14 protein-coding genes and 2 pseudogenes are annotated in these 19,929 nt (G+C 55.9%); 9 read left to right on the top strand and 7 right to left on the bottom strand.

From position 1 onward, the window contains the following. Positions 1 to 26: 26 nt before the first annotated feature. From FHX10_RS12600 to FHX10_RS12610, 3 genes and pseudogenes are all read right to left on the bottom strand, one after another. A pseudogene (locus tag FHX10_RS12600) lies at positions 27 to 1,349 on the bottom strand (IS1182 family transposase). Then, positions 1,329 to 1,445: pseudogene (locus FHX10_RS12605) on the bottom strand (recombinase family protein); the annotation flags it as partial. The pseudogenes FHX10_RS12605 and FHX10_RS12600, both read right to left, overlap by 21 nt. A gap of 254 nt (positions 1,446 to 1,699) precedes the next feature. Further along, positions 1,700 to 2,866, bottom strand: a complete 1,167-nt coding sequence (locus FHX10_RS12610; protein ID WP_184389384.1) for an ATP-binding protein — start codon at positions 2,864 to 2,866, stop codon at positions 1,700 to 1,702. Between the two features lie 316 nt (positions 2,867 to 3,182). On the opposite strand from FHX10_RS12610, the gene FHX10_RS12615 reads away from it, so the two are divergent. Next, the gene (locus tag FHX10_RS12615; protein ID WP_168332975.1) at positions 3,183 to 3,560 is read left to right on the top strand and encodes a hypothetical protein; all 378 of its coding nucleotides are present in this window, start codon (positions 3,183 to 3,185) and stop codon (positions 3,558 to 3,560) included. 93 nt (positions 3,561 to 3,653) lie between these two features. Here FHX10_RS12615 and FHX10_RS12620 read toward each other — a convergent pair whose 3' ends face one another. Beyond that, positions 3,654 to 4,826, bottom strand: a complete 1,173-nt coding sequence (locus tag FHX10_RS12620; RefSeq protein WP_097542435.1) for a site-specific integrase — start codon at positions 4,824 to 4,826, stop codon at positions 3,654 to 3,656. A 173-nt stretch (positions 4,827 to 4,999) separates the two neighbouring features. Here FHX10_RS12620 and FHX10_RS12625 point away from each other — a divergent pair, with 173 nt between their 5' ends. Further along, entirely contained in the window at positions 5,000 to 6,130 is a 1,131-nt protein-coding gene (locus tag FHX10_RS12625) for an RHE_PE00001 family protein (protein ID WP_184389386.1), read from the top strand. Positions 6,131 to 6,183: 53 nt separating this feature from the next. Here FHX10_RS12625 and FHX10_RS12630 read toward each other — a convergent pair whose 3' ends face one another. Further along, positions 6,184 to 7,338 (bottom strand): hypothetical protein, encoded by a 1,155-nt coding sequence (locus tag FHX10_RS12630; protein ID WP_184389388.1) that lies wholly within the window; start codon positions 7,336 to 7,338, stop codon positions 6,184 to 6,186. Between the two features lie 27 nt (positions 7,339 to 7,365). Continuing rightward, entirely contained in the window at positions 7,366 to 8,385 is a 1,020-nt protein-coding gene (locus FHX10_RS12635; RefSeq protein WP_312862841.1) for an N-acetyltransferase, read from the bottom strand. Between the two features lie 586 nt (positions 8,386 to 8,971). Between FHX10_RS12635 and FHX10_RS12640 the strand changes: the two genes are divergently transcribed. The 3 genes from FHX10_RS12640 to FHX10_RS12650 are packed head-to-tail and all read left to right on the top strand — an operon-like array spanning position 8,972 to position 11,670. Further along, entirely contained in the window at positions 8,972 to 9,763 is a 792-nt protein-coding gene (locus FHX10_RS12640) for a helix-turn-helix domain-containing protein (RefSeq protein WP_184389392.1), read from the top strand. Beyond that, positions 9,738 to 11,276: a GNAT family N-acetyltransferase gene (locus FHX10_RS12645; protein ID WP_184389394.1), complete on the top strand. Its 1,539-nt coding sequence runs from the start codon at positions 9,738 to 9,740 to the stop codon at positions 11,274 to 11,276. Before FHX10_RS12640 ends, FHX10_RS12645 begins: the two co-directional genes overlap by 26 nt. Before the next feature lie 16 nt (positions 11,277 to 11,292). Then, on the top strand, positions 11,293 to 11,670 hold the full coding sequence (locus FHX10_RS12650; RefSeq protein ID WP_312862850.1) for an AAA family ATPase: 378 nt from the start codon (positions 11,293 to 11,295) through the stop codon (positions 11,668 to 11,670). Positions 11,671 to 11,949: 279 nt separating this feature from the next. Here the strand turns inward: FHX10_RS12650 and FHX10_RS12655 are convergent, their stop codons facing one another. Beyond that, positions 11,950 to 13,392: a DNA-directed RNA polymerase subunit alpha C-terminal domain-containing protein gene (locus FHX10_RS12655; RefSeq protein ID WP_312862842.1), complete on the bottom strand. Its 1,443-nt coding sequence runs from the start codon at positions 13,390 to 13,392 to the stop codon at positions 11,950 to 11,952. A 380-nt stretch (positions 13,393 to 13,772) separates the two neighbouring features. Between FHX10_RS12655 and FHX10_RS12660 the strand changes: the two genes are divergently transcribed. The 4 genes from FHX10_RS12660 to FHX10_RS12675 all read left to right on the top strand — a co-directional run bounded on the left by FHX10_RS12660 (position 13,773) and on the right by FHX10_RS12675 (position 19,867). Beyond that, entirely contained in the window at positions 13,773 to 15,578 is a 1,806-nt protein-coding gene (locus tag FHX10_RS12660) for an ATP-dependent endonuclease (protein WP_184389398.1), read from the top strand. Beyond that, positions 15,563 to 17,338, top strand: a complete 1,776-nt coding sequence (locus tag FHX10_RS12665) for an ATP-dependent helicase (protein ID WP_312862843.1) — start codon at positions 15,563 to 15,565, stop codon at positions 17,336 to 17,338. The genes FHX10_RS12660 and FHX10_RS12665 overlap by 16 nt, the downstream gene beginning before the upstream one ends. 151 nt (positions 17,339 to 17,489) lie before the next feature. After that, the gene (locus FHX10_RS12670; RefSeq protein WP_184389402.1) at positions 17,490 to 19,025 is read left to right on the top strand and encodes an ATP-dependent nuclease; all 1,536 of its coding nucleotides are present in this window, start codon (positions 17,490 to 17,492) and stop codon (positions 19,023 to 19,025) included. Then, positions 19,025 to 19,867, top strand: a complete 843-nt coding sequence (locus tag FHX10_RS12675; RefSeq protein WP_184389404.1) for an HNH endonuclease — start codon at positions 19,025 to 19,027, stop codon at positions 19,865 to 19,867. Before FHX10_RS12670 ends, FHX10_RS12675 begins: the two co-directional genes overlap by 1 nt. The last annotated feature ends 62 nt before the right edge of the window (positions 19,868 to 19,929 follow it).

The raw sequence follows: 19,929 nt of genomic DNA on the forward strand, positions 1-19,929 counted from the left end.
GCTGGCGCGCCAAGGTGTAGCTCCCTTTATGCTGGTTTCGGCGTCGGGATTAGCTTTGCGAGTTTCCGGAGGTTTTGGGCTGCGGCCGCGAGGTGGAACTCATCTCTAGCTCCATTCGGCCCTCGTAGTCGCAAGCGATCTAATCTGAGGATGCGTTTGAGGTGAGCAAAGAGCATCTCGACCTTTTTCCTCTCCCGCCTCGAAGTGACATAGGCTTCCGTTTTGGCGATATCGCGAGCCATGTCGCGAGCGCCCTCATGGATGGAACGTGGTATTTTGCGCGCCGGGGTGTTCGGGCAGCATTTGGGTTTCAGGGCGCAGGGATCGCAGTCGTGCTTGCTGGCTCGGTAGCGTACCATGCCATCCTCGTCGACAAGCGGACGCTCATTTTTGTAGGTGATCTGTCGCGAGCGTAACTCCTTGCCGCCAGGGCAGGTATAGAGATCGCGTTTGTGGTCGTAGACAAAGTCGGCTTTTTCGAAAGTGCCGTCGCGCCGCTCGGACTTGTCGAAGACCGGGATATGCGGCTCTATCCCCGCTCGTGCACCAGCCAGCCCAGCATCTCGGCAGAACCATAGGCGCTATCGGCGGCCAGCCGTTCTGATAAAGGTCGAAGCGATCCTGGGTGCGTTCGATCATGGTGCGTGCCGCGCCGACTTCGGCCTGTCGGATCGCCCGGCTCGCTTCGACGTCAACAATGTTGGCATTGTTCATATCGATGAGATAGTTGGTGGCGTAAGCGAAGAAGGCATGGCCCCTTCTGCGCTCCGGTCCACTGCGCCGTCGGATCAGACCTCGATACGAACTTCGGCTTCACCTCACGGGCCGCACCCCACGCCGCGTCATCGAGCGTGTCGAGATATTCCTGGACCGAGCGACGGGTCTCGGCCATCGCACTCCAGTCGACCGTTTCCGACCCTTCCGCCCAGCGTTGCTTGTTCGCATCCGCCTTGATCAGGCTCGCATCGACGGCGAAGCCTTCGCCGCCGACAAGACCCTCGTCGATGCAACGCCTTACTGTCGTCTCGAATAGCTCGCGCAGCAGATCACTATCCCGGAAGCGGCCATGCCGGTTCTTGGAGAAAGTCGAATGATCCGGCACATCGCCTTCCAGGCCGAGCCGGCAGAACCACCGATAGGCGAGGTTCAGATGCACCTCCTCACACAGCCGACGCTCGGAACGGATGCCGAAGCAGTAGCCTACGATCAGCATGCGGATCATCAGTTCTGGATCAATCGAGGGCCGCCCGATCTCGCTATAGAAAGGCCGCAAGTGGGACCGCAAGGCCGGACAGGTCGACGAAGCGGTCGATAGAACGCAGAAGGTGGGCGGCGCGCAACTCATCCATCTGCGCGTCATGGACCTGATCGTCCGTCGAGACGCGGGCGTAGCCGACGAGCCGTTTCGGTAATGGCGGCTGATTTGAAGCTGGTCGTTTTGCCATGGGTATTTGCGGCAGCTTTTCAGGTGCTTTGTACAAATAAGGAATGCGCGAAGAAATGACCCTTTGCGAGTATGTTTTATGATCAAAGAGAGGAGGCGCTTCCAGCGCGTCTTCCGGTCGACACGGAACGCGCGTCAGCGGCCTTCCCCCGGCGTAATGCCGCAGAACTGTGTGTTTGAATGAGCGCTATCGCATTGTTCGCGCATTGTTGCCCAGAGAGATGCTGGAGCGGGCTTCTATAGGCGATACGCCCGCTAGGTAAGGTCAACCAGAGCTTTGCCTATCGAGGCTAGGGACATTGCTTCCACATCGTGCTTTAGGCGGAAAGGTTCCTGCCCAGGGTAAACGACGATGCGTCGTGCTGGGTCGAGATCTTCGCATGCAAGATAGAAGCCTTTCTCGAGTTTCGGCGTCAGGCTCCGCTTGATTTCGATAGCCCAAGGTCGTTCACCCGGGGGCGTCAGAAGGAGGTCAATCTCCGCACCAGCCAATGTTCGGTAAAAATTGCTCTGAGTTCCGGGGGGGGCTGCTGCAATCAACGTCTCGATCACGAGACCTTCCCAGCTTGCCCCGGCGACTGGGTGTCCAAGCAGGTCCTCCTGAGTGGTCAGTCCCAAAAGGGTGTGGGTGATGCCGCTATCGCGAACATAGACCCGCGGTGATTTGACAAGGCGCTTGCCAACATTCGCATGCCAAGGCTCAAGGCGTCGTACGAGGAGTAGATCAACCAGGAGATCGAGATAGGAGGCGACCGTCTTGCCATCGACGCCGAGCGAACGCGCAAATTCTGCGGCATTCAGAAGTCCGGATTGATGATGTGCGAGCATTATCCAGAAGCGCCGCAATGTCTCGGCAGGAATACGAGGACCAAGCACGGGAATATCTCGTTCCAGATAGGTTCGTATGAAGTCCTGCCGCCAGCGCTGGCTTGCACGATCATTTACCGCAAGGAAACTATCAGGGAAGCCGCCTCGCACCCATAGCTTATTCAGATCTTCAACTGGTACTTCCAGGCCGTCGATCGGACCCATTTCAAGGTAGGCGATGCGACCGGCCAGAGTCTCACCCGACTGTTTCAATAGATCGATGGATGCGGACCCGAGCAGCAGGAAATGGCCAGCCTTCCTCCCATTTCGCCGGCCCCGATCGATAAGCCCACGCAAATTCTGAAAAAGATTTGGTAGCCGGTGAACCTCATCCAGGATAACGAGCTTGTCGCTATGCTGGCTGAGATATAGCTCCGGCTCGGTGAGTTTGGCGCGGTCGGCATCCGATTCCAGGTCGAGATAGATTGATGGGCGTTGTTCGGCTATGGCGAGAGCCAGCGTAGTCTTGCCGACCTGACGCGGGCCAATGAGCGCAACGGCGGGGCTCGAATCGATCAACTCAGTCAGTTTTGTAGATATTCGACGTTCAATCATCCTTGCATTTATGGAGTATCATTCCGTAATTGCAAGGACGATATGTTGATAGCTCGGCTGCGTCCGCTGGCGCGTCGCGCGTGGTTCACATTGCCGTGTGCCTAAAGGCTCGCCGCGTCGGTTGTTCGGAACGCCATCTTTAACCCAAGGTCGATGACTGGATTGATTTCTACCGCGGCCGATGGCGTGGGGCCTTAACTCCAACGGTCGATGAACGGCAGCGAAACGCAACATTCACAGCCTGTTCAGCGCGCCAATGTCATCAAGTAACCAGAAAGAGCCTTACCTCCCAACACAGGCTCTGATGGAGTAGCCGATGAAAAAGATCATTCTCTCGACACTTGCTACATTGGTCGCGACCGGCAGCATCTTCACTTCCTATGGCTCCGCGAGCGCACATGATTATCGCGAGCACCGGCACGGCGACAGGAGTGCTGCCATCGTTGGTGGGCTGGCGGCGGGGCTCATCGGCGGACTGGTTGCCGGTGCTCTCATCGAGGACAGGGATCGTCCGCGGTATGATGAAGGCGCAGATTATCGCTACAGCCGCGGCCCGCGCTATGAAGGTAATGTCGGTTATCGCGACTATGGTGACTCAGGCTACCGTTACAGAGTTGGTCCGCGTCATGAGGACAACTCCGGCTATCGCGATTTTGACGGCACAGGCTATCGTTATGACAGTGGCTGGCGTTGATGCAGACCAAGTACATTTCCAGCCTTCCATGACGGCGACCTGAATTGCCTCGTAGAACTTTTGCGCCAACGGTGCGATTTGAGGGTCAATCCGTCAAATGACCAGCCTTGCGGCCCGCCCGTTCTTCCGTTCTGCATTGTTGTAGTAGCTTGCAGCCTGCGCCACCGATTTATGAAATGACTGCTGCATGGCTTCCTGAAGCGGGATGCCGCGGTTGGCCGCTTCGGTGAGATAACCAGATCGCAGCCCGTGGGCTGAAAATATCTCTGGATCGAGACCAGCCTTCCTGCAGCGGGCCTTGAGGATGAAATTGACGGACTGCGGTGTCAAGGCGCGGCGATCGACGTTGCCCCACTGGTCGATACGACGGAAGATTGGCCCTGCCTCAATTTTTGCCTCCTGGATCCATCGCTTCAAAGCCCCGACCGGACGGCCGATCAGGACGGCATGGGCCTTATCTTCTACATTCGTCGTCTTGGTGCGGCCGAGGTTGAGTGTCAGGCAGGGCAGGAGAGGGGAGGCGGAATTCTGCGGGTCGGCATGCACCGGCTCCTCGTCAATCAGATCCTCGATGCGAAGGCTTGCAATTTCGGAGCGTCGGCGGCCGCCGGAAGCGAAGGCGGTCAGCAGCAGGGCGCGATCGCGAACATCGACCAGACGATCGCCGGCGCAGGTGACCATGAGCTTTGCCAGGACATCGCCGGTAACCGCTTTTTTGCTCTTGCGGCGGCTTTGCCGCGGCGCGGCGCGCACAGCAAGCCGGAGCGCGGTCTTCAATGATGGCGCCGAAAACGCTCCGGTTAGTCCGCGCCAGCGTGTCAGGATCGACCACGAGGTCAGGCGCCGGCGCACCGTGTCGGGCGCATGCGGGCCGTTGACCCGTAAAAACCCTTCGGCGCGCAATCCTGTCTCGACCTCGACCGGCATGCCATGGTTCGGATCCTCGGCACGTTCAACAGGGTCCCAGAGATGATGAGCGACGAATTTCAACAGCAGGCTCTCCGGCGCCGGCCAGGGCAGGGGAGAGCCGATGGCAAGCGCGCACCAAGCCTCAAGATAGCCGAGATCGGAAGCGAGCGCCCTGAGCGTGTTGCCGCCCATGCCCTGTTGCGCCAGATGTTTTAAGGTGGCGACATCATCGTCCGTCAGCAATGCGGCTAGCTGATCACGACGGGCAAACGGCAGGATGGCGTCGAGTGCATCAAGTTCCTCGGCGCGGCGATGCACCGGATCGACAGGGGAGGGGAGGGCTTTTGGCTCTAGCATGGCGGTCTCTGGCGCTGTGACTTGCCCGACTCTAGCGGTTCTGCGCCGCCAAATCCATCACTATCGATACCTGATACTTATCGATGGTTATAACCTCAACCTACAATCATACCATGTTAGGAACTGCAATATTCATATAGAGTTCCTATCAGAAATCATTTACATTGATTTCAATGGCTTACGATTTCACGAAAATCAGCATGACAGCCCTGATGCGACCGGCTTTTGACGCCGGTGTCGCTCTGGCGCGTCTCGACGAGCGCATCGCCCGCTCGGACGTTGGCGCAGGGTGGATCGAGCGCCAAAACTTTGCCGACGCTTGCGCCTCGCTGTGGATCGACGGCGAACTCGTGCATCTCGAAGACCTCGTCCTCCATGACGCCACCCGCGATATTCGCACACCGACCCATGAACTGACAATCGCCCGCGACGTGCTGCGAACCCGTCGGCGGATCGCCGGCCAATCCCCGGATTGGGCACTCTGTGCCGACGGCATCCGCTCGCTGCGGAAAACCTCGGAGATCGGCTCGGGCGGCGGGGACGAGGCGACGACGGCCGGATCTATTCGGCCGACGGTCGCGATCGACGCGGAAGGGCTGGGGGAAGATGTCGACGACATCGAAAATCTTCCCGGTGTCGACTACGCCGCCATCGATGCCGTGCTCGCCCGCTCCGAAGCTGCGATCGAGAACGCGACCCGGCCCGGCCGTGGCGGCGCGGCGGAAAAGGATCCGCTGGTCTATGATCTTGACTGGGACGAGGACGAGCGGCTGGAAGAGTGGCGCGGCGTGGTGCGCCAGGCGGAAAACTTGCCACCGGTGCTGCAGGCTATCGTCGCACTCGATGCCTGGAACGAGCTTTCCGTCCTCCAACATGCACCCTGGCTTGGCCGGCCACTGGCCGCCTCGATCTTGCGCCAGTCCGGCATCACCACCGGCGCCCATCTCGCCGCCATCAACCTCGGACTGAAAACCATTCCCGTCGATCGGCGCCGGCATCGCGACCGGGAGACGCGGCTGCTCGCCATCGCCCACGGATTTTTCGCAACCGCCGAGATCGGGCTGAAAGAGCATGACCGGCTGGCGCTTGCGAAAACGATGATGGAGCGAAAACTGGAGGGGCGCCGGGCCTCTTCAAAGCTGCCCGAACTTATGGAACTGGTCATGGCGCGGCCGCTCATCTCGGCTGCAATGGTTGTGAAAACGCTCGGCGTCACGCCGCAGGCGGCACGGCGGATCGTCGGCGAACTCGGTCTGCGCGAGATGACGGGCAGGGGGAGGTTTCGGGCGTGGGGTGTTGTATGAAGCCCCGGGAAATTTGCCTCACGGACCGCCCTTGGATCTTAGCTGCGATCCGGCTATCGTCCTATGTGTTTCAATGCTCGGAAAAAAGCGCGGCGAACCTGACCTGCCCTAGTTTCTAACCAAGCCCAGACGCCAGTACGCGCTACTGCCCAAAGAACTGCAAGCCCGCCCAACAAGTATGGGAGCGTGGTCTGAGTCGTGCGCCAGTAGCCTTTGCCCAGATCATGCATTGCGCTCCCAACCGCACCGAGCAAGACGACACCGATCATGTAAAAAAGTAGACCGGGAGTGCTCGCCTGGAAGCTTGCGAACGCTGTAAAATCCTGAATTGGTTCCTCCTCGGAGCCGTCTCGCCAATGATATATAATGAGGCGAGAAAGAAGACGCTCCTCTTCCGCAGCATCTTGGGCAGGAATCTCGCGACCGCGAAGGTAAGAGGCCCACAGTTTTGCCTCCAGCCTTCGCACTTTACGGATCGGAGCGTGCTGGGTTACGAGCGCATGACCTAGCTCACGTATCAGGAAATAATGCACACGGACGATATTGAACGCGTTAGCAGAAGCCCGCTTTGCAATAGAATGAGGGAAGCTGCGTTGTTCGTTGAGCCTTAGCTCCGTTAACTCAAGTCGCTGCGATGAACTGACGAAAATCTTTTCCTGCCCTATTATTTCTTGGGTGAAAAGCGTTTGAGAGTTGCCCGTCAGATGGAGGCGTAGGCGAAGATACTGTGGCCCGGACCCACCCGCCCGGAGGCGCGTGCACATAGCCTCGGTAAATGTAATTGTTGAACCGGTCCCCTTAAGCGCATCTTCAACTGGCTCCAGCGTGAGATCATCCCCGATATTGACCTTGTGAACTGTGACGAATGGTTCGCCGTTTTTGATCGTCTCGTACCGCAGATCGGTTTTGCTACCAACCTCGACAACCATGTTGAAAACCGCGTCTAGCGTTTGGCCATACGCCATAACGGTACTCAAGTCCTGAAACTGGTCGAGTCGCAGCGATACTGGAAAGTAGATGTAGATGCGGTTGACTGACTTGATGTCCGACAACCGAAGGCCGATGTCGAGAAAATTGGTCTTTGACGGATTATCCCGCCAAAGGTTGAAGTGAATCTCAAGGCTAGGCTGCCCATGGTCTTTATGGATCGCTTGCGCGGAATTACCACCATCCTCCGGCTCGTACCATATCGCTAAAGTCCCATTCATTTCGTGTCAGACCTTTCAGAGCACGGGTTAGTTAGCGATCAAATTCTCATCGACTTCGCCGAGATCCAGAATGCTACCGAATTGCGCGTCGCTCAGCGCACGGAGATCCCATTTGGGCTGCGCACTTATGCCTACAACATCAAGCAAGGCGGCTCGATTTGGACGCTTCGAGAAAGCGGCATTGTAAGTCAGTTTCGTAACATAAAGAGGCCTGCCATCCTCGTAACGATCCGTTAGTTGCTGTTCGCTGAACACGCTGTGGTCTTTTGCGAAAGATACGAAAGCGTCGGCATCTTTGAAATGCTTTCTAGAATAGGTTTCTTCGACCACACACACCGATGTCGCCACAGAACGGAAGTACGCTTTGCCTTGTATGTCAGTCGTGCGGTAAATAACGACGAGATCGCCTCGCTTCATACGATTGAGTGATAACCCGGCGATATAAACCTTGTGGATTGTGTTGGTATGAGGAACGTCTTCTACGGATGCTGGATCCTCCGTCTTGAGGATCGAATCTGGCAGACGATCGGTATGAAATTCCGGCTTGATGGCTAGCAGCCATTTCGATTTTCCCGCCGTCTGCATCAGCGGATAATCTTTGACGATGTCATGCGCGAGATCATCCAGCGCCCGAAGCAGAACGAGCTCTTCTCCATTTGGCGTGGACTTCACGCCCTTTTGTTCGAACCCGTACCTTTTGAATAGGCTTACAAGCGATACATGAGTATCGAAGACCGTGACATATACCTCCGACACATTTTCCAAGATCGCATGGTCGAAAATCCGCTTGATGATCCTTTCGCCAAGCTTGGTGCCTCTGGCGTTGACTTTGAGTGTACCAACCTTGAGCCGACGCTTGGCGGGTAGGGGAGGATGAACGTCTAAAATCTTTCCAGTTTCGACCTTCAAATACAGGAAACCGCGGAGGCCTTCCCCTGGGTTTCCATCAATAACATATGCAGTTTCGGCGGCCTTCCGAGCAAACCAGTCGGAAAACTCCTCATACTGCGCTTTTAGGCTGTCGAAGAACTTGTCAGTCAGGTCCACGTCTTTGAATCTCGTCGGCCGTAAAGTCTGCCCCATGCGCCTTCCCCCGAATCATATGATGCAGTCCAACAATGGAGTGAATAGACCACCGCAAAGTCGCAATTTGAAGTAGTGGAAGAACACATTGTAGGTGGTTCTTTGATGTCGGCGGCGAGCACGCGCATAGATATCGGATCTCGAACATGACGTATTGGTTTTAAAGCTCTTCCTTCGCCGGACGCGGGGCCGCCATCACGCCATTGATGACGGGAGATAACTTGTCGCAATTGACCTGCCATCGAAGTCTCATCCGGTTGCGGTTGTCATATCTTTCGGGCCAGATAGTCGACGCGGCCGTTCCAAACAACTCGGCGGGCAACGCGTGATCATCGCTTCTGGTGATTCGTCGTCGGTATAGTCGATCGAGCGAGCATCGTTGGCTTAAGCGCGGCAAAATATGCGTGGATTGAAGCGTGGTTCTTCCAGCAAACACCATGAAATCTGCGTATTTTTGGGCGGATTATCTGGGTCACCGCGTTCTGAAAGAATATTCCTTGCGGGGAATGTTTCTTCGCGGTAGCAACTCCACAACACGGAGTAGCATGGCATGGGCAGATTGACGGGAAAAATTATCGAGGCTTCAGCGGCAATCGAGCCCCGCGATGAGCACGCCGCAGGTGTCGACCTACGCCGACTTCGCCTGCTTTCCGGACTGACCCAAGCCGAAATGGCGACCCGAATGAATGTTCAACAGGCCGCCATTTCGAAGCTTGAGAAGGGTGGCGAGGTTCACCTATCGAGTGTTAAACGCTACGTGGAAGCACTCGGCGCATCGCTACGCGTAGATGCTGTCTTTCCTGCCGACGCTCGCCTAGTTCTTCGAGTACAAGAAGCTTTCGACCTTGAGTACGGGAACGACGATCAGCTCGTTTTCCCACTCATGGCGGACGAGCCGTTTCGTCCGCAACGAGATGTCGTGCTTTCCATTCGCCCACAATACTCAGAGAAGATTATGCAAGGCCGCAAAACCGTAGAGCTTCGTCGACGGTTCCCTGTCTCGGCTCCCGGCGGAACCATGGCCTACATTTATTCGACTTCGCCCGTCAGGGCGATGGTGGGTATTGCTGAGATCAAAGATGTGCTGAAACTTCCAGTTCAGCAAATTTGGTCCGAGTTTGAGGACACGGCATTTATCCAGCGAAACGATTTCGATAGCTATTTCCATGGCCTAGAGTTTGGATTTGCTCTGCTGTTTGAAGAAGTAAAGCCTTTCTCCCGACCCATCCCACTGACGGAATTACGCGAAAAATTCGGTTTCGAACCGCCACAGTCATTCCTTTATGCGAGCCGCGATCTGCGAAAGGCCCTGAGAGATGAGGCAACAGTCGTATCTCATTGATACGAATATTCTGATCGGCCTCGAGGACTACCGAGCTGTAGAAGCAGCCTACGCCAAATTCTCGAGCCTCGCTTCAGCCCATAAGATCACGATTTTCGTGCACGAGGCTGCTCGCGACGACATAGCCCGCGATAAGAACGCGGAACGCCGTCGGATATCTCTTAGCAAAATCTCAAAGTATCAAGTCCTCGGCAAGCAGCGGGGGCTTGGCCAGGCTGATCTTGAGGCGGAATTCGGCGCTCTGAAGCGTCCAAATGACGTAGTCGATGCTACGCTTCTCCATGCCCTGAAGAGCGACGTAGTCGACTTTCTCGTGACGCAGGATAAGGGGCTTCACGAGCGTGCATTCAAACATTCAGCTGAGCTCGGCCGACGTATCCTGTTCGTTGGCGACGCGGTCGATCTGCTAACACAGACATACGAGCCGAAACAGGTCCCTATCCGGCATGTTGCCGAGGTTGAGGCCCATACCATCAATCACAAAGACAGCTTCTTCGACAGCCTCCGCGAAGGATACCCGGAATTCGATGATTGGTGGCGTGAGAGGTGTGTTCGCGAGCGCCGCCCATGCTGGGTCGTATACGATGACGATGAACTGGCGGGGCTAATCGTTCGGAAAGATGAGACGGCCGCCGACACAGATGCGGTGACGAAAGCCAACAAAATTCTGAAGGTTTGTACCTTTAAGGTTGCTCCGGACAAACGCGGCGTAAAGCTCGGTGAACTGCTCTTGAAGCAAGTCCTCTGGTATGCCCAGCGCAACCGCTACGACCTCGCGTATCTGACCACTTATGAAGATCAAGCAGCGCTAATGAACCTCTTGGAATTCTACGGTTTCATTCGCGCCGGCACAAAAGATAATGGCGAGTTCATCTACGAACGGGCATTCTCGTCAGCGAAATTACTCGATGATCCCTCTGTGACCGCTTTCGATGCGGCAAGGAAGAACTACCCCCGCTTCCTCGTAACTGAGAAGGTTCGCGGCTTCGGAATCCCAATCCAAGAAGACTATCACGACACCTTATATCCAGATCTTTGGAAGCCGAAGCAGCCGGACTTCTTTGTTGGCGCCTCTCGGGCGGACCGCCCGACGCGGCCAGGGAACACTATCCGCAAGGTCTATCTATGCCGAGCGCCCTCTAAGCTTGGAGAAGCGGGCTCCCTACTGTTCTTTTATAAAGGGGCATCCAAGGAAAGCCCGTCACAGGCGATGACGACAGTAGGCATTTTGGAAAGCGTTACATACGCAAGCTCCACCAGAGAGTTGATGCAGTTGACCGGCGGGCGATCCGTCTACAGTGAGCAGCAGCTCGATCAGTGGAAGGCAACAACAGCTAGGCCGGTCAAAGTTATCAACTATCTTTTGGCCGCCTACATAGATCCGGCCGTTGGTTTAGACGAGTTGCGAGATTTGGGTATTGTTAATGGGAATCCGCAACAGACGATCTACGAGATAAGGTCTCATGTTCTTCCACGGCTTCTCAATCGTGCCAACTTAGAGTTCGACATATGAACCAGCGCACGATTGCATTCGTTGGCATTCAGGAGTCGGAAAATCCACCTTTCTCCGGTCAGCGGCGAAGATGATAGCGTTTCAGCACCTGACTGCCGGATCGCTCATCTGTAGAGCGCGCGAGTCAGTGCATGTCCGCGATCTACTTCGCTTGCAAAACTTGGACGAGAACCAGCGGCTCTTGGTTGCAGGCTTTCAGACGGCAAAAGCTTCCACAAGCCAACTGGTCGTGATGGATGGCCATGTAATCGTTGACGGTGCTGATGGTTTGCAGGCAATCAGCAGTAACGTTTTTGCAGCTCTAGGTGCCGATGCTATCGTCCATCTTGAGGCCGAGCCAGTGCGGATCCTGACAAACCGCGAAGGGGAAAATCTCGTGATCGCCCGAGATTGACACTCAGTCAGCTTGCCGACCATCAGTCCCGTTCTCTCGATGCAGCTTCCACCATCGCATTATCTCTGTCTATCCCATTCAAATTGCTCACTTATGAGCAGATTGATGAGTTTTGCTCATTTGCTACAAGTCTATAGATCGCGTAGTTGATATTTCTTTGTCACAGGTTCGTGCCTATGCATCGAAGCGGTCTAGGAAAGTGCTTGACGGTTATTATGGCAAAGCGGGTCAGCCCCTCACTTCCATTTGTTTAGATTGCCACGCCCGCTAATGCTGAGTTCAGCTAGATGGCTTGCTCTTTCTGCTAATGTTTGAACGTCGGCCATCGGGTGGAGTCGATGGTAGTGTGAAAGGTTCCTGGTTCATTTGATTGATAAGCATGCTGATCGCTAGTTGAATATCAGAAGGTAGGTCCTTGAAAAGCTGGACAATCGGCGCCTCTGCGGACGAAAGAAACTCGGCTGCCCGTTGCGCAACAACAGATCGTGGTGCCAATTCGGATCCTACGGCACCTAACCACACCGTGGTCGCAGCGGTCGCTGCGGCGATGACCATATTGCGGACGGACAGCACACCGCGAGTGGATGCCTTGTAACTCACGGGCCCTTTCCGGCTGCTAGATTCTAACAACCCCCTAACAGCTTCGGCGATGTCTTGCGCGATCAGCTCATTGCGCACTGCAAAATCGGTGGCGTCCTGTGCATGAGTTACAAGGGTGATCTGTGATAGAAATTCGCCGGTTTCGTTATCGATTTCACGAGCGCTGGGAAATCTCCTTACCCAGGGCGCGACTGTTTTAACCAAATCCTCTAGGGGTCGGCGAACCTCAGGCCTCAAACTTTCAGCGAAGCTGAGTTCACCTGAACGTATCTGATTGTCCAGTTCCAAAAAGGAGCCAAGCTCAAGGGCCGCGCTGTAGACTTGCCCAATAACCGATGGAATACCGTCGGTGGGGCGATCCAGAAGAGCAATGAACCGTCTATTTGCAGCGGTAATACCCGACCAACCGTATTGATTATCAAGTGATCTTGCCGATTCGGCAAATGCTTCTAACTTGCGCCGAGATTCTTGATGCAGCTGCTGCGTTATTGGATGTGATGCGGCTGTTTCGTCGCTTTCGTCGCCCTCGAAGTCGATCTCTAGCGTCTCTCGGCCCGGCCTGAAGGTGGTCCCCAGCTTAACTTGAGGAATGCCGCGTACCTTTTCGGCAATCGATACCTTTTCCGCCAATTGCTCTATGTTGTAGGGAGGCCAGTCGGGTAAATCCATTCCCAAGCGAAGCGCGAAATGGGCCAACACTTCCTTAAGCTCAACGAGCGACTTACGACCGAAATTCGGCAAGCGTAACACCTGGTACTCGGTCATCTGCACCAGATCGCCTACAAAGACCCGATCTGTCGAAAGGATAGCAGTTGCCGTGCGCACTGATAACTCAAGCTCATCGATTCGTAGGAACAGGTATTTATTCAGCGGCTCGGCACGACCCTCGGATGCCCGCTCTTGGCTCTCCTCGAAGTCAAACAATAGCTTGGCTGCCACACGACTTGATTTCACGTTCAGTTTTTTGCGAGCCTGGCTGAGATGGTAGTTAACGGTGATGGTGTTGATCTGCAGTTTCTGGCCAATCTCTCGCGCCTTTAGGCCCTGATGGGCCAACCTCAAGACCTCGGTCTGCCTTTTGCTCAGTCCCTTGAAGCTGCCACTCCGCAATGAATGTCCCACCTCTGTCCGATCTGCGAAACGAGTCCCTCAATCGGCATGTATAGTGAAACAGGGCAAAACCGTCGAGAATATTTGCAGTTAGGGTTTGGTCAGGATGCGATTGCTTTGATTGCCTCCGGTTTATTCGACGGTTGTTGGACAGTGCGGGAACGGCGGGGCTTTAGAGTTCGGATGTAAGCGCTTGGGTTTACCTCCGTTTATCGACACTGCGTCGATGGCTTCGCTCTTCGAACTGTGGTCGAAAGACGCTTTTGAGTGGTTAGTCGGAAGATTCCTGCACCATTCTGTGGCAGCGCGAGATTGATCACACACTTGTTTTGGCCATCCACTTAATGCAACCATGAATCGCAGTGTTTGGTCGCGCGACAGCCGGGGGGATGATGCGAGTAGCTCGAATAGTGATCCAGAATTTTCGCACATTCGCGTCACTCGACGTGAATGTCGCGGATGATCTGTGCTGTATCATCGGAGAAAACAATACTGGGAAGACTGCGATCCTTCGCGCAATCCAGATTTGTCTAGACAACATGCTGCCGTCGAGTTTCCGGGCGCTGATGCGCGAGGACATCCACTCCGCGATCGATATCGCCCAGCCCAGCCAGGTTCTGATAGGAATCGAACTGGCTGGATTCGAGGGACGGGTCAACGAAGAGGCGCTGGTTAGTACCTGGAAGACGGCTGCAGACCGCGCGCGTATATTCTACCGCTTCCGTCCGCGCCCAGCTGTCCGGGAGCAGCTTCTAAGTGGCGACATCGTACCCGGGACACTGACACTTGAGGACTATCAGTGGGAAATCCGCGGTGGTGGTGACCCGGCGATCGACCTCACGGACATTGCCTGGGATGACGATGGTATCGGCGAGTCCGTGCGCTTTGCAGATCTGCAATCTTACCTTCTTGTTCATCTGCCTGCGCTCCGCGATGTCGAGAGCGACCTGCGTAATCCCCGCCAGTCGCCACTCATCCGTCTGATCGAGGCGTTTGAGATTGACGCGGCCGAGCAGGATGCCCTAATTGCAATCCTCGACGAGGCCAATCAGGCGATCGCGAACTCGGCGACTATTGCCGAAATAGCAGGGGCAATTGACGCACGGTTCAAGGATGTCTCTGGCCCCGCGTTCGAGATGGACGCCACTCTCGGCCTCTCCGCTGCGACCTTCCGCGCGATCATACGCAACCTGAAAATCATTCTATCGGACCTTTCACTCACATCGTTCGAACCTGGCCGCAATGGTCTTGGGATGAACAACATTCTCTATATCGCGATCCTGATGGAATACCTGCAGCGGCGGATCGCGCTCAACCGCTCGGCCGGCCAATTGATACTGATCGAGGAGCCAGAAGCGCATCTTCATCCTCAATTGCAGTTCTCATTGATCGCGGCACTACGCGCGATCAACGTGCAGACCATCCTGACCAGTCACAGCACCCAGGTGACCTCTCAGGTTCCACTGAGCAGTATTGTATCTCTCACCAAGCGCGAGGACGCGACCATCGCTGCCGGCAATCTCGCGCTCAATGCCGCGCTGACCGCGCCAGAAATTGCCGATCTCGAACGCTACCTCGACGCAACCAAGAGCGCCTTGCTCTACGCGCGCAAGGTCATGCTGGTCGAAGGTCCAGCCGAGATGTTCCTGATCCCGGCGATGATCGAGCAAGTGTACGGCGTGAAGCTTGAGCGGCTCGGCATCTCAGTTATTGCGATTCATGGCGTCCACTTTGACGTCTATGCCAAACTGTTCCGCGCCGGATCGCTCGAGAAGAAATGCGCCATCGTGGCCGATGCTGACATAAAGCCGTCCGACGCCGAGGACTTCGATCCGGAAACCCACGCGCCCGATTTAGTGGCACTAGAAAACGACTTTGTATCCACTTTTGAGGGCGCCACCACCTTCGAACGCGAGTTGGTATCGCTCGGACGCCTGCCAATGCTGATCGAGACCGTCCGCGCTATCGGCGCGCCGCAGATCCTTGCGCAGATGGAGCAAGGGTTCGCAACGCTTGCGCTCGGGGGACTGAGCCCCGCCGACGAGACAGCGCTACGCATTGAGCTTGGCCGTATCACGCTCAATACCGCCAAACGCTTTGGTAAGGCGCGTTTTGCGCAGATCGCTGCGCGCTACGCTCACCTCGCTACCGACCTGCCGACGTATATCGAGGAGGCGTATGAGTGGCTCACCGAATGATCCGGCTGACATCGGAACAGCGCGAGGCCGTCGAATATGACGGCAGTCTGCTTCTCACTGCGTGCCCAGGAAGCGGCAAGACGCGGGTCATTCTCGCCAAGCTGCTGACGCTGGCCGATCAAGGTTTCGGTACGCCACAGTTCATCGGCTGTATCACCTACACCAATGCTGCAGTCGACGAAATCGAGACCAGATTGCGCACCTACGGCAATAACGCGATCGCAGACCGCTGTGAAATCTCCACGATCCACGCTTTTTGCCTGCAGTTCATTCTTCGTCCCTATAGCTGGCTGTTACCCGAGGTGCCGGCGTCGTTTCAGGTGCTCTCCCGGGAGAATAGTCATTTTGAGCAGATCGTAACGTCGGTCGAGGACGCTTTCGGTCGCATGCCCGTCGGGCAGGTGTTCGAGGATTATGAATCTCTTCGCATCGACGTGAACGGCGGACCCTGCGGCCAAGGGATCGAGACAGGCATTGTCACTGACGAATCTGCCGCGCTCTATTGGGAGCGGGTCCGCGCCCACGGATACCTCGATTTCGCGATGATCCTCTATTATTCATGGAAGATTCTCGAACAACACCCGTTCGTCGGACGCGGCATCGCGAGCCGCTTTGCTTGGCTGCTCATCGACGAATTTCAGGACACCACGGACATCCAGATCGCCATCTTCGGAGCACTCCGGGATTTCCTCCACACGCGCTTCTTTCTCGTCGGTGACCAGAATCAGTCGATTATGAGCTTTGCAGGTGCGCGTCCCGAGCTCGCCGATCAGTTTGGAGATCAGATCGACGCGCACCGTGACATATCCTTGACCGGTAACTTCCGATGCGGGCCAGCGATTGTCGGCACTGCATCAACACTAATCCCGACCGTGCCGGGGATGCAGTCGGCGGGCGATGCTGCCCAAATCCCGGCGCAAGTGAACTACGTTCATGTTAGCCGGCCGATTGATGCCATCACCGACTATTTTCTGCCCGCCCTGCAGGATGCCGGCATCCCGCTCGGCAAGGCAGCAATTCTCGCACCATGGTGGACGCATCTCATCCCAGTCGCCCGCGCCCTCCGAGAATTAGACGTGCCGGTATTCGGTCCGGGCGCACGGCCCTATCGACGTCGGCGACTGCTTGCCGGGCTCGCCGAGCAACTCGGAGCATGCGCCGAGGCTGGTAACTACCTTGGGCTCCCGGGCGTCGAGCGGGCTCTGTTTCGGCTCATCGGTGACCTCACCGGAGAGTCGCGCTACGACATGTTCAGCTATCAGGGGCGCCGTGTGGCGCTCGGCCTGATCTATCTCGCTCGTGGACTTGCTGACGAGCATCCCGGCGGCGTCGCTTGGCTGCGCGCTATGGCCCACGAGGCAGGTCACTACCTCGAAAATGAGGAACTGTTGCCGGGCAGTGCCAAACAAACGCTGATCGATTCGGCCGAAGAAATGTTGTCTGACATGCAGGCCAGCAATGTCGATCTGCCGAATCTGCTCATTTCGGACATGGGTCTTTTCGCCAATCCAGAGCAGGCACTCAAGCTAATTACGCTGCACAATTCGAAGGGACGTGAATTTGATGGTGTTGCCCTGATCAATATGAATAATGGCAGTATCCCGCATTTCTCGACGTCCACGCAGGAGGCGTATGACGAATCTCGGCGATTGTTCTATGTTGGCCTGACCCGGGCTAAGCGCATCCTACTAGTCGCATCCGACCAGTCCCACTGGAGAAACAGACCGACACCCTTCATCGCAGAAGCCGGCCTTGGATGAGACTTCTCCCTCCTTAAATTCATTGATGCTACTAGAACCGGGGCGCGTTGAAGGAAAATGCTAGTGCTCAGTAGTTCAGCGATCTTGTCAAGCACCACCAGAAGCTGCAATCTATGGGCAATAATGATCCTTAGGAAGCCGGTGAATTCTAATGCGTTTTACAGTTATCCCTTATTCTGAGCGCGCAAAGAAGTACGAAACCATCAGCGGCCAGGATGAGGTGTTCCTGCTTCGAGACAATTGGGACGATTACGGCTTTAAGACCAAATGCTCACTCATCTACTTTGATGAAGAGGGTGAGCGCTTCGATCTGGGTGAAGTGAAAATTATGCAGGCTGGCATGACCGGCGGCTATACCCCGATGGATGAGGCGTTTGAGACACTCGATCCAGACTATGCCTCACTTGGCCAGGGACAAGAATATTACGAGAACCTGCTGGCGTTAGAGGAAGAAGCTCGGTTCGCCATCCTGAACAATCTTCGTGATGTCGTGTGGAGCGCCGTGATTCGTGCGGCGGTTGACGACGAGCAAGCCTATGGAACGTCCTTGATGAGGAGCGTGGGCGAGAAGCGCTTTGCAAAGCTTGATTCCATAGTTCACCATAATCCGGAATTGACCCCCTTCAATTTCACCTACCTGTTTCCAGGCTCAACGGAAAAGATGAGCTTTTCTGTCACTCCCCACAGCCTTCCGCCATCCAACATTCATGTTGTGATCGGCCGTAACGGCGTTGGCAAAACGCGTCTTCTCACCTCGATCAGCGCGCTTTTGCGCAATGGCCGCGACAAGCGTCTCGGCCGGCTTCGTTTTAAAGATGAGGACGAGACGGCACCAAAGGACCAGTTCGCGAACCTTGTGACTGTGGCGTTCAGCGCCTTCGACAAGTTCGAACCTCCCCAGCGATCGGCTGCCGGTCGCCTGCGAAGCCTAAAGGCCGGAACGAAAAGCGGTATCGAATACACTTACGTCGGCCTCAAGAAGCGCGTTGGCCGTGGTGAGGAACAAGCAATTGCCAACAAAAATGAAGCGGACCTGCAGAAAGATTTCGTTGGAAGCACTTTGCGCTGCCTGAGGAGCGCAAGCAGACCGCGGTGGCAGGCAGCGATGCGTACGCTGGAGGCAGACCCGCTTTTTGCAGCCCTACAGTTGTCCGACCTTGCAAATCTCCCGGCCGAAGAGGTTGAAGATCGTGCGGGAGAGCTCTTCGACACTGCTAGTTCCGGGCACAAAATTGTTTTGTTGACCCTCACACAGTTAGCCGAGGTCGTCAGCGAGCGAACCCTTGTTCTTATTGATGAACCAGAGGCCCATCTTCACCCGCCGCTCGTGATGGCATTTGTCCGCGCTCTTTCGGACCTGCTAATCAAACGAAACGGCGTTGCTATTTTAGCGACCCACTCGCCGGTTGTTGCACAGGAGGTTCCGGCCGATTGCGTATCCCTAATATTTCGGCCGGGAGGTGAGATACAGATCGAGCGGCCGGAAATCGAAACCTTTGCAGAAAACCTTGGAGCCCTCACACGGGAAATATTCCGTGTGCAAGTCACGGAAAGTGGTCACCACAATCTGATCGCCAGAATCGTCAACGATGCTGAAAACATCGATGAAGTCCTTGATCGGTTCGGTAACAAGGTGGGCGCAGAAGGCAGGGCGTTGGCTAGAACAATGCTTCGGACGGGCCGCTAATGCTGAGCATCGCATTGCCTGAGGACGATGCTGGCGTCGTATTCTCCGCCTGCGCCACTCGCACCAAATCGGTCGTAAAGAGAGCGGCGTTACTTGCCCAACGCGCTTGGGTCGAGGAGCGGGCCGCGCTCTATATCGAGCATGCTCAGCAAAATTCGCTTCACGCCTTCGCTCCGGACGACCCTGTTGATATCGAAGCCGCCGAGCTCAGCGGCGTATACGGTCGCGTGCTGGTCAAGGGAGGAGAACGACCGACTTACCTCCGCTTAAAGGGATCGGCTCGATACGGTCGTTGCCCTCTTTGTGCACAGCGTGACGTCAAGACGCTCGATCATTACCTGTCGAAGGACGATTATCCTGAGCTGTCCGTGTTTCCCGCAAACCTCGTTCCTTGCTGCTTCGATTGCAATCACGAGAAGGGGACCTATCGGGCGCAGCATGCCAATCAGCGGCTCTTCCATCCCTATTTCGACGATTGGAGCCAGCATTCTCTCATCCAGGCTTCGCTCAATATTGGGGAAGGCGTCACGGTCACCTATTCGGTACAGCACCCGGAAGGTGTCGACCTCGAGGTCGTTACGAGGGCACGTCGCCATTTCAGGAAGCTTAACCTTGGACAGCTTTACAGCGACAATGCCGCGGTCGAGTTGGTGGACAAAAAATTATCCTTTCAGGAGACGTTCGATGCAGACGGGCCGGAAGGTTTGCAGGATGAGATGGAGCGCGAAGCCCGTAGCCGCTGGCGTCGGAACCGCAACAGCTGGCAGTGTGCCTTGTATACGTCGCTTTCGTTGAGCGATGAGTTCTGCGGTGGAGGGTTCGAGCGAATTGATGATCCTTGAGACAACGCTGCGTATTTCATCTCCACTAGCGGCGTATCGCTTCCGGCCGAGCTTGGAGTCTT

Origin of the sequence: Rhizobium sp. BK591 (assembly GCF_014195045.1) — a bacterium.
Classification (GTDB): Bacteria; Pseudomonadota; Alphaproteobacteria; order Rhizobiales; family Rhizobiaceae; genus Rhizobium; species Rhizobium anhuiense.

What these genes read in the sequence shown, in the direction of transcription:
- FHX10_RS12610 (WP_184389384.1), bottom strand. Translation starts at nt 2,866, where the DNA reads ATGATTGAACGTCGAATATCTACAAAACTGACTGAGTTGATCGATTCG.
- FHX10_RS12615 (WP_168332975.1), top strand. Translation starts at nt 3,183, where the DNA reads ATGAAAAAGATCATTCTCTCGACACTTGCTACATTGGTCGCGACCGGC.
- FHX10_RS12620 (WP_097542435.1), bottom strand. Translation starts at nt 4,826, where the DNA reads ATGCTAGAGCCAAAAGCCCTCCCCTCCCCTGTCGATCCGGTGCATCGC.
- FHX10_RS12625 (WP_184389386.1), top strand. Translation starts at nt 5,000, where the DNA reads ATGGCTTACGATTTCACGAAAATCAGCATGACAGCCCTGATGCGACCG.
- FHX10_RS12630 (WP_184389388.1), bottom strand. Translation starts at nt 7,338, where the DNA reads ATGAATGGGACTTTAGCGATATGGTACGAGCCGGAGGATGGTGGTAAT.
- FHX10_RS12640 (WP_184389392.1), top strand. Translation starts at nt 8,972, where the DNA reads ATGGGCAGATTGACGGGAAAAATTATCGAGGCTTCAGCGGCAATCGAG.
- FHX10_RS12645 (WP_184389394.1), top strand. Translation starts at nt 9,738, where the DNA reads ATGAGGCAACAGTCGTATCTCATTGATACGAATATTCTGATCGGCCTC.
- FHX10_RS12660 (WP_184389398.1), top strand. Translation starts at nt 13,773, where the DNA reads ATGCGAGTAGCTCGAATAGTGATCCAGAATTTTCGCACATTCGCGTCA.
- FHX10_RS12670 (WP_184389402.1), top strand. Translation starts at nt 17,490, where the DNA reads ATGCGTTTTACAGTTATCCCTTATTCTGAGCGCGCAAAGAAGTACGAA.
- FHX10_RS12675 (WP_184389404.1), top strand. Translation starts at nt 19,025, where the DNA reads ATGCTGAGCATCGCATTGCCTGAGGACGATGCTGGCGTCGTATTCTCC.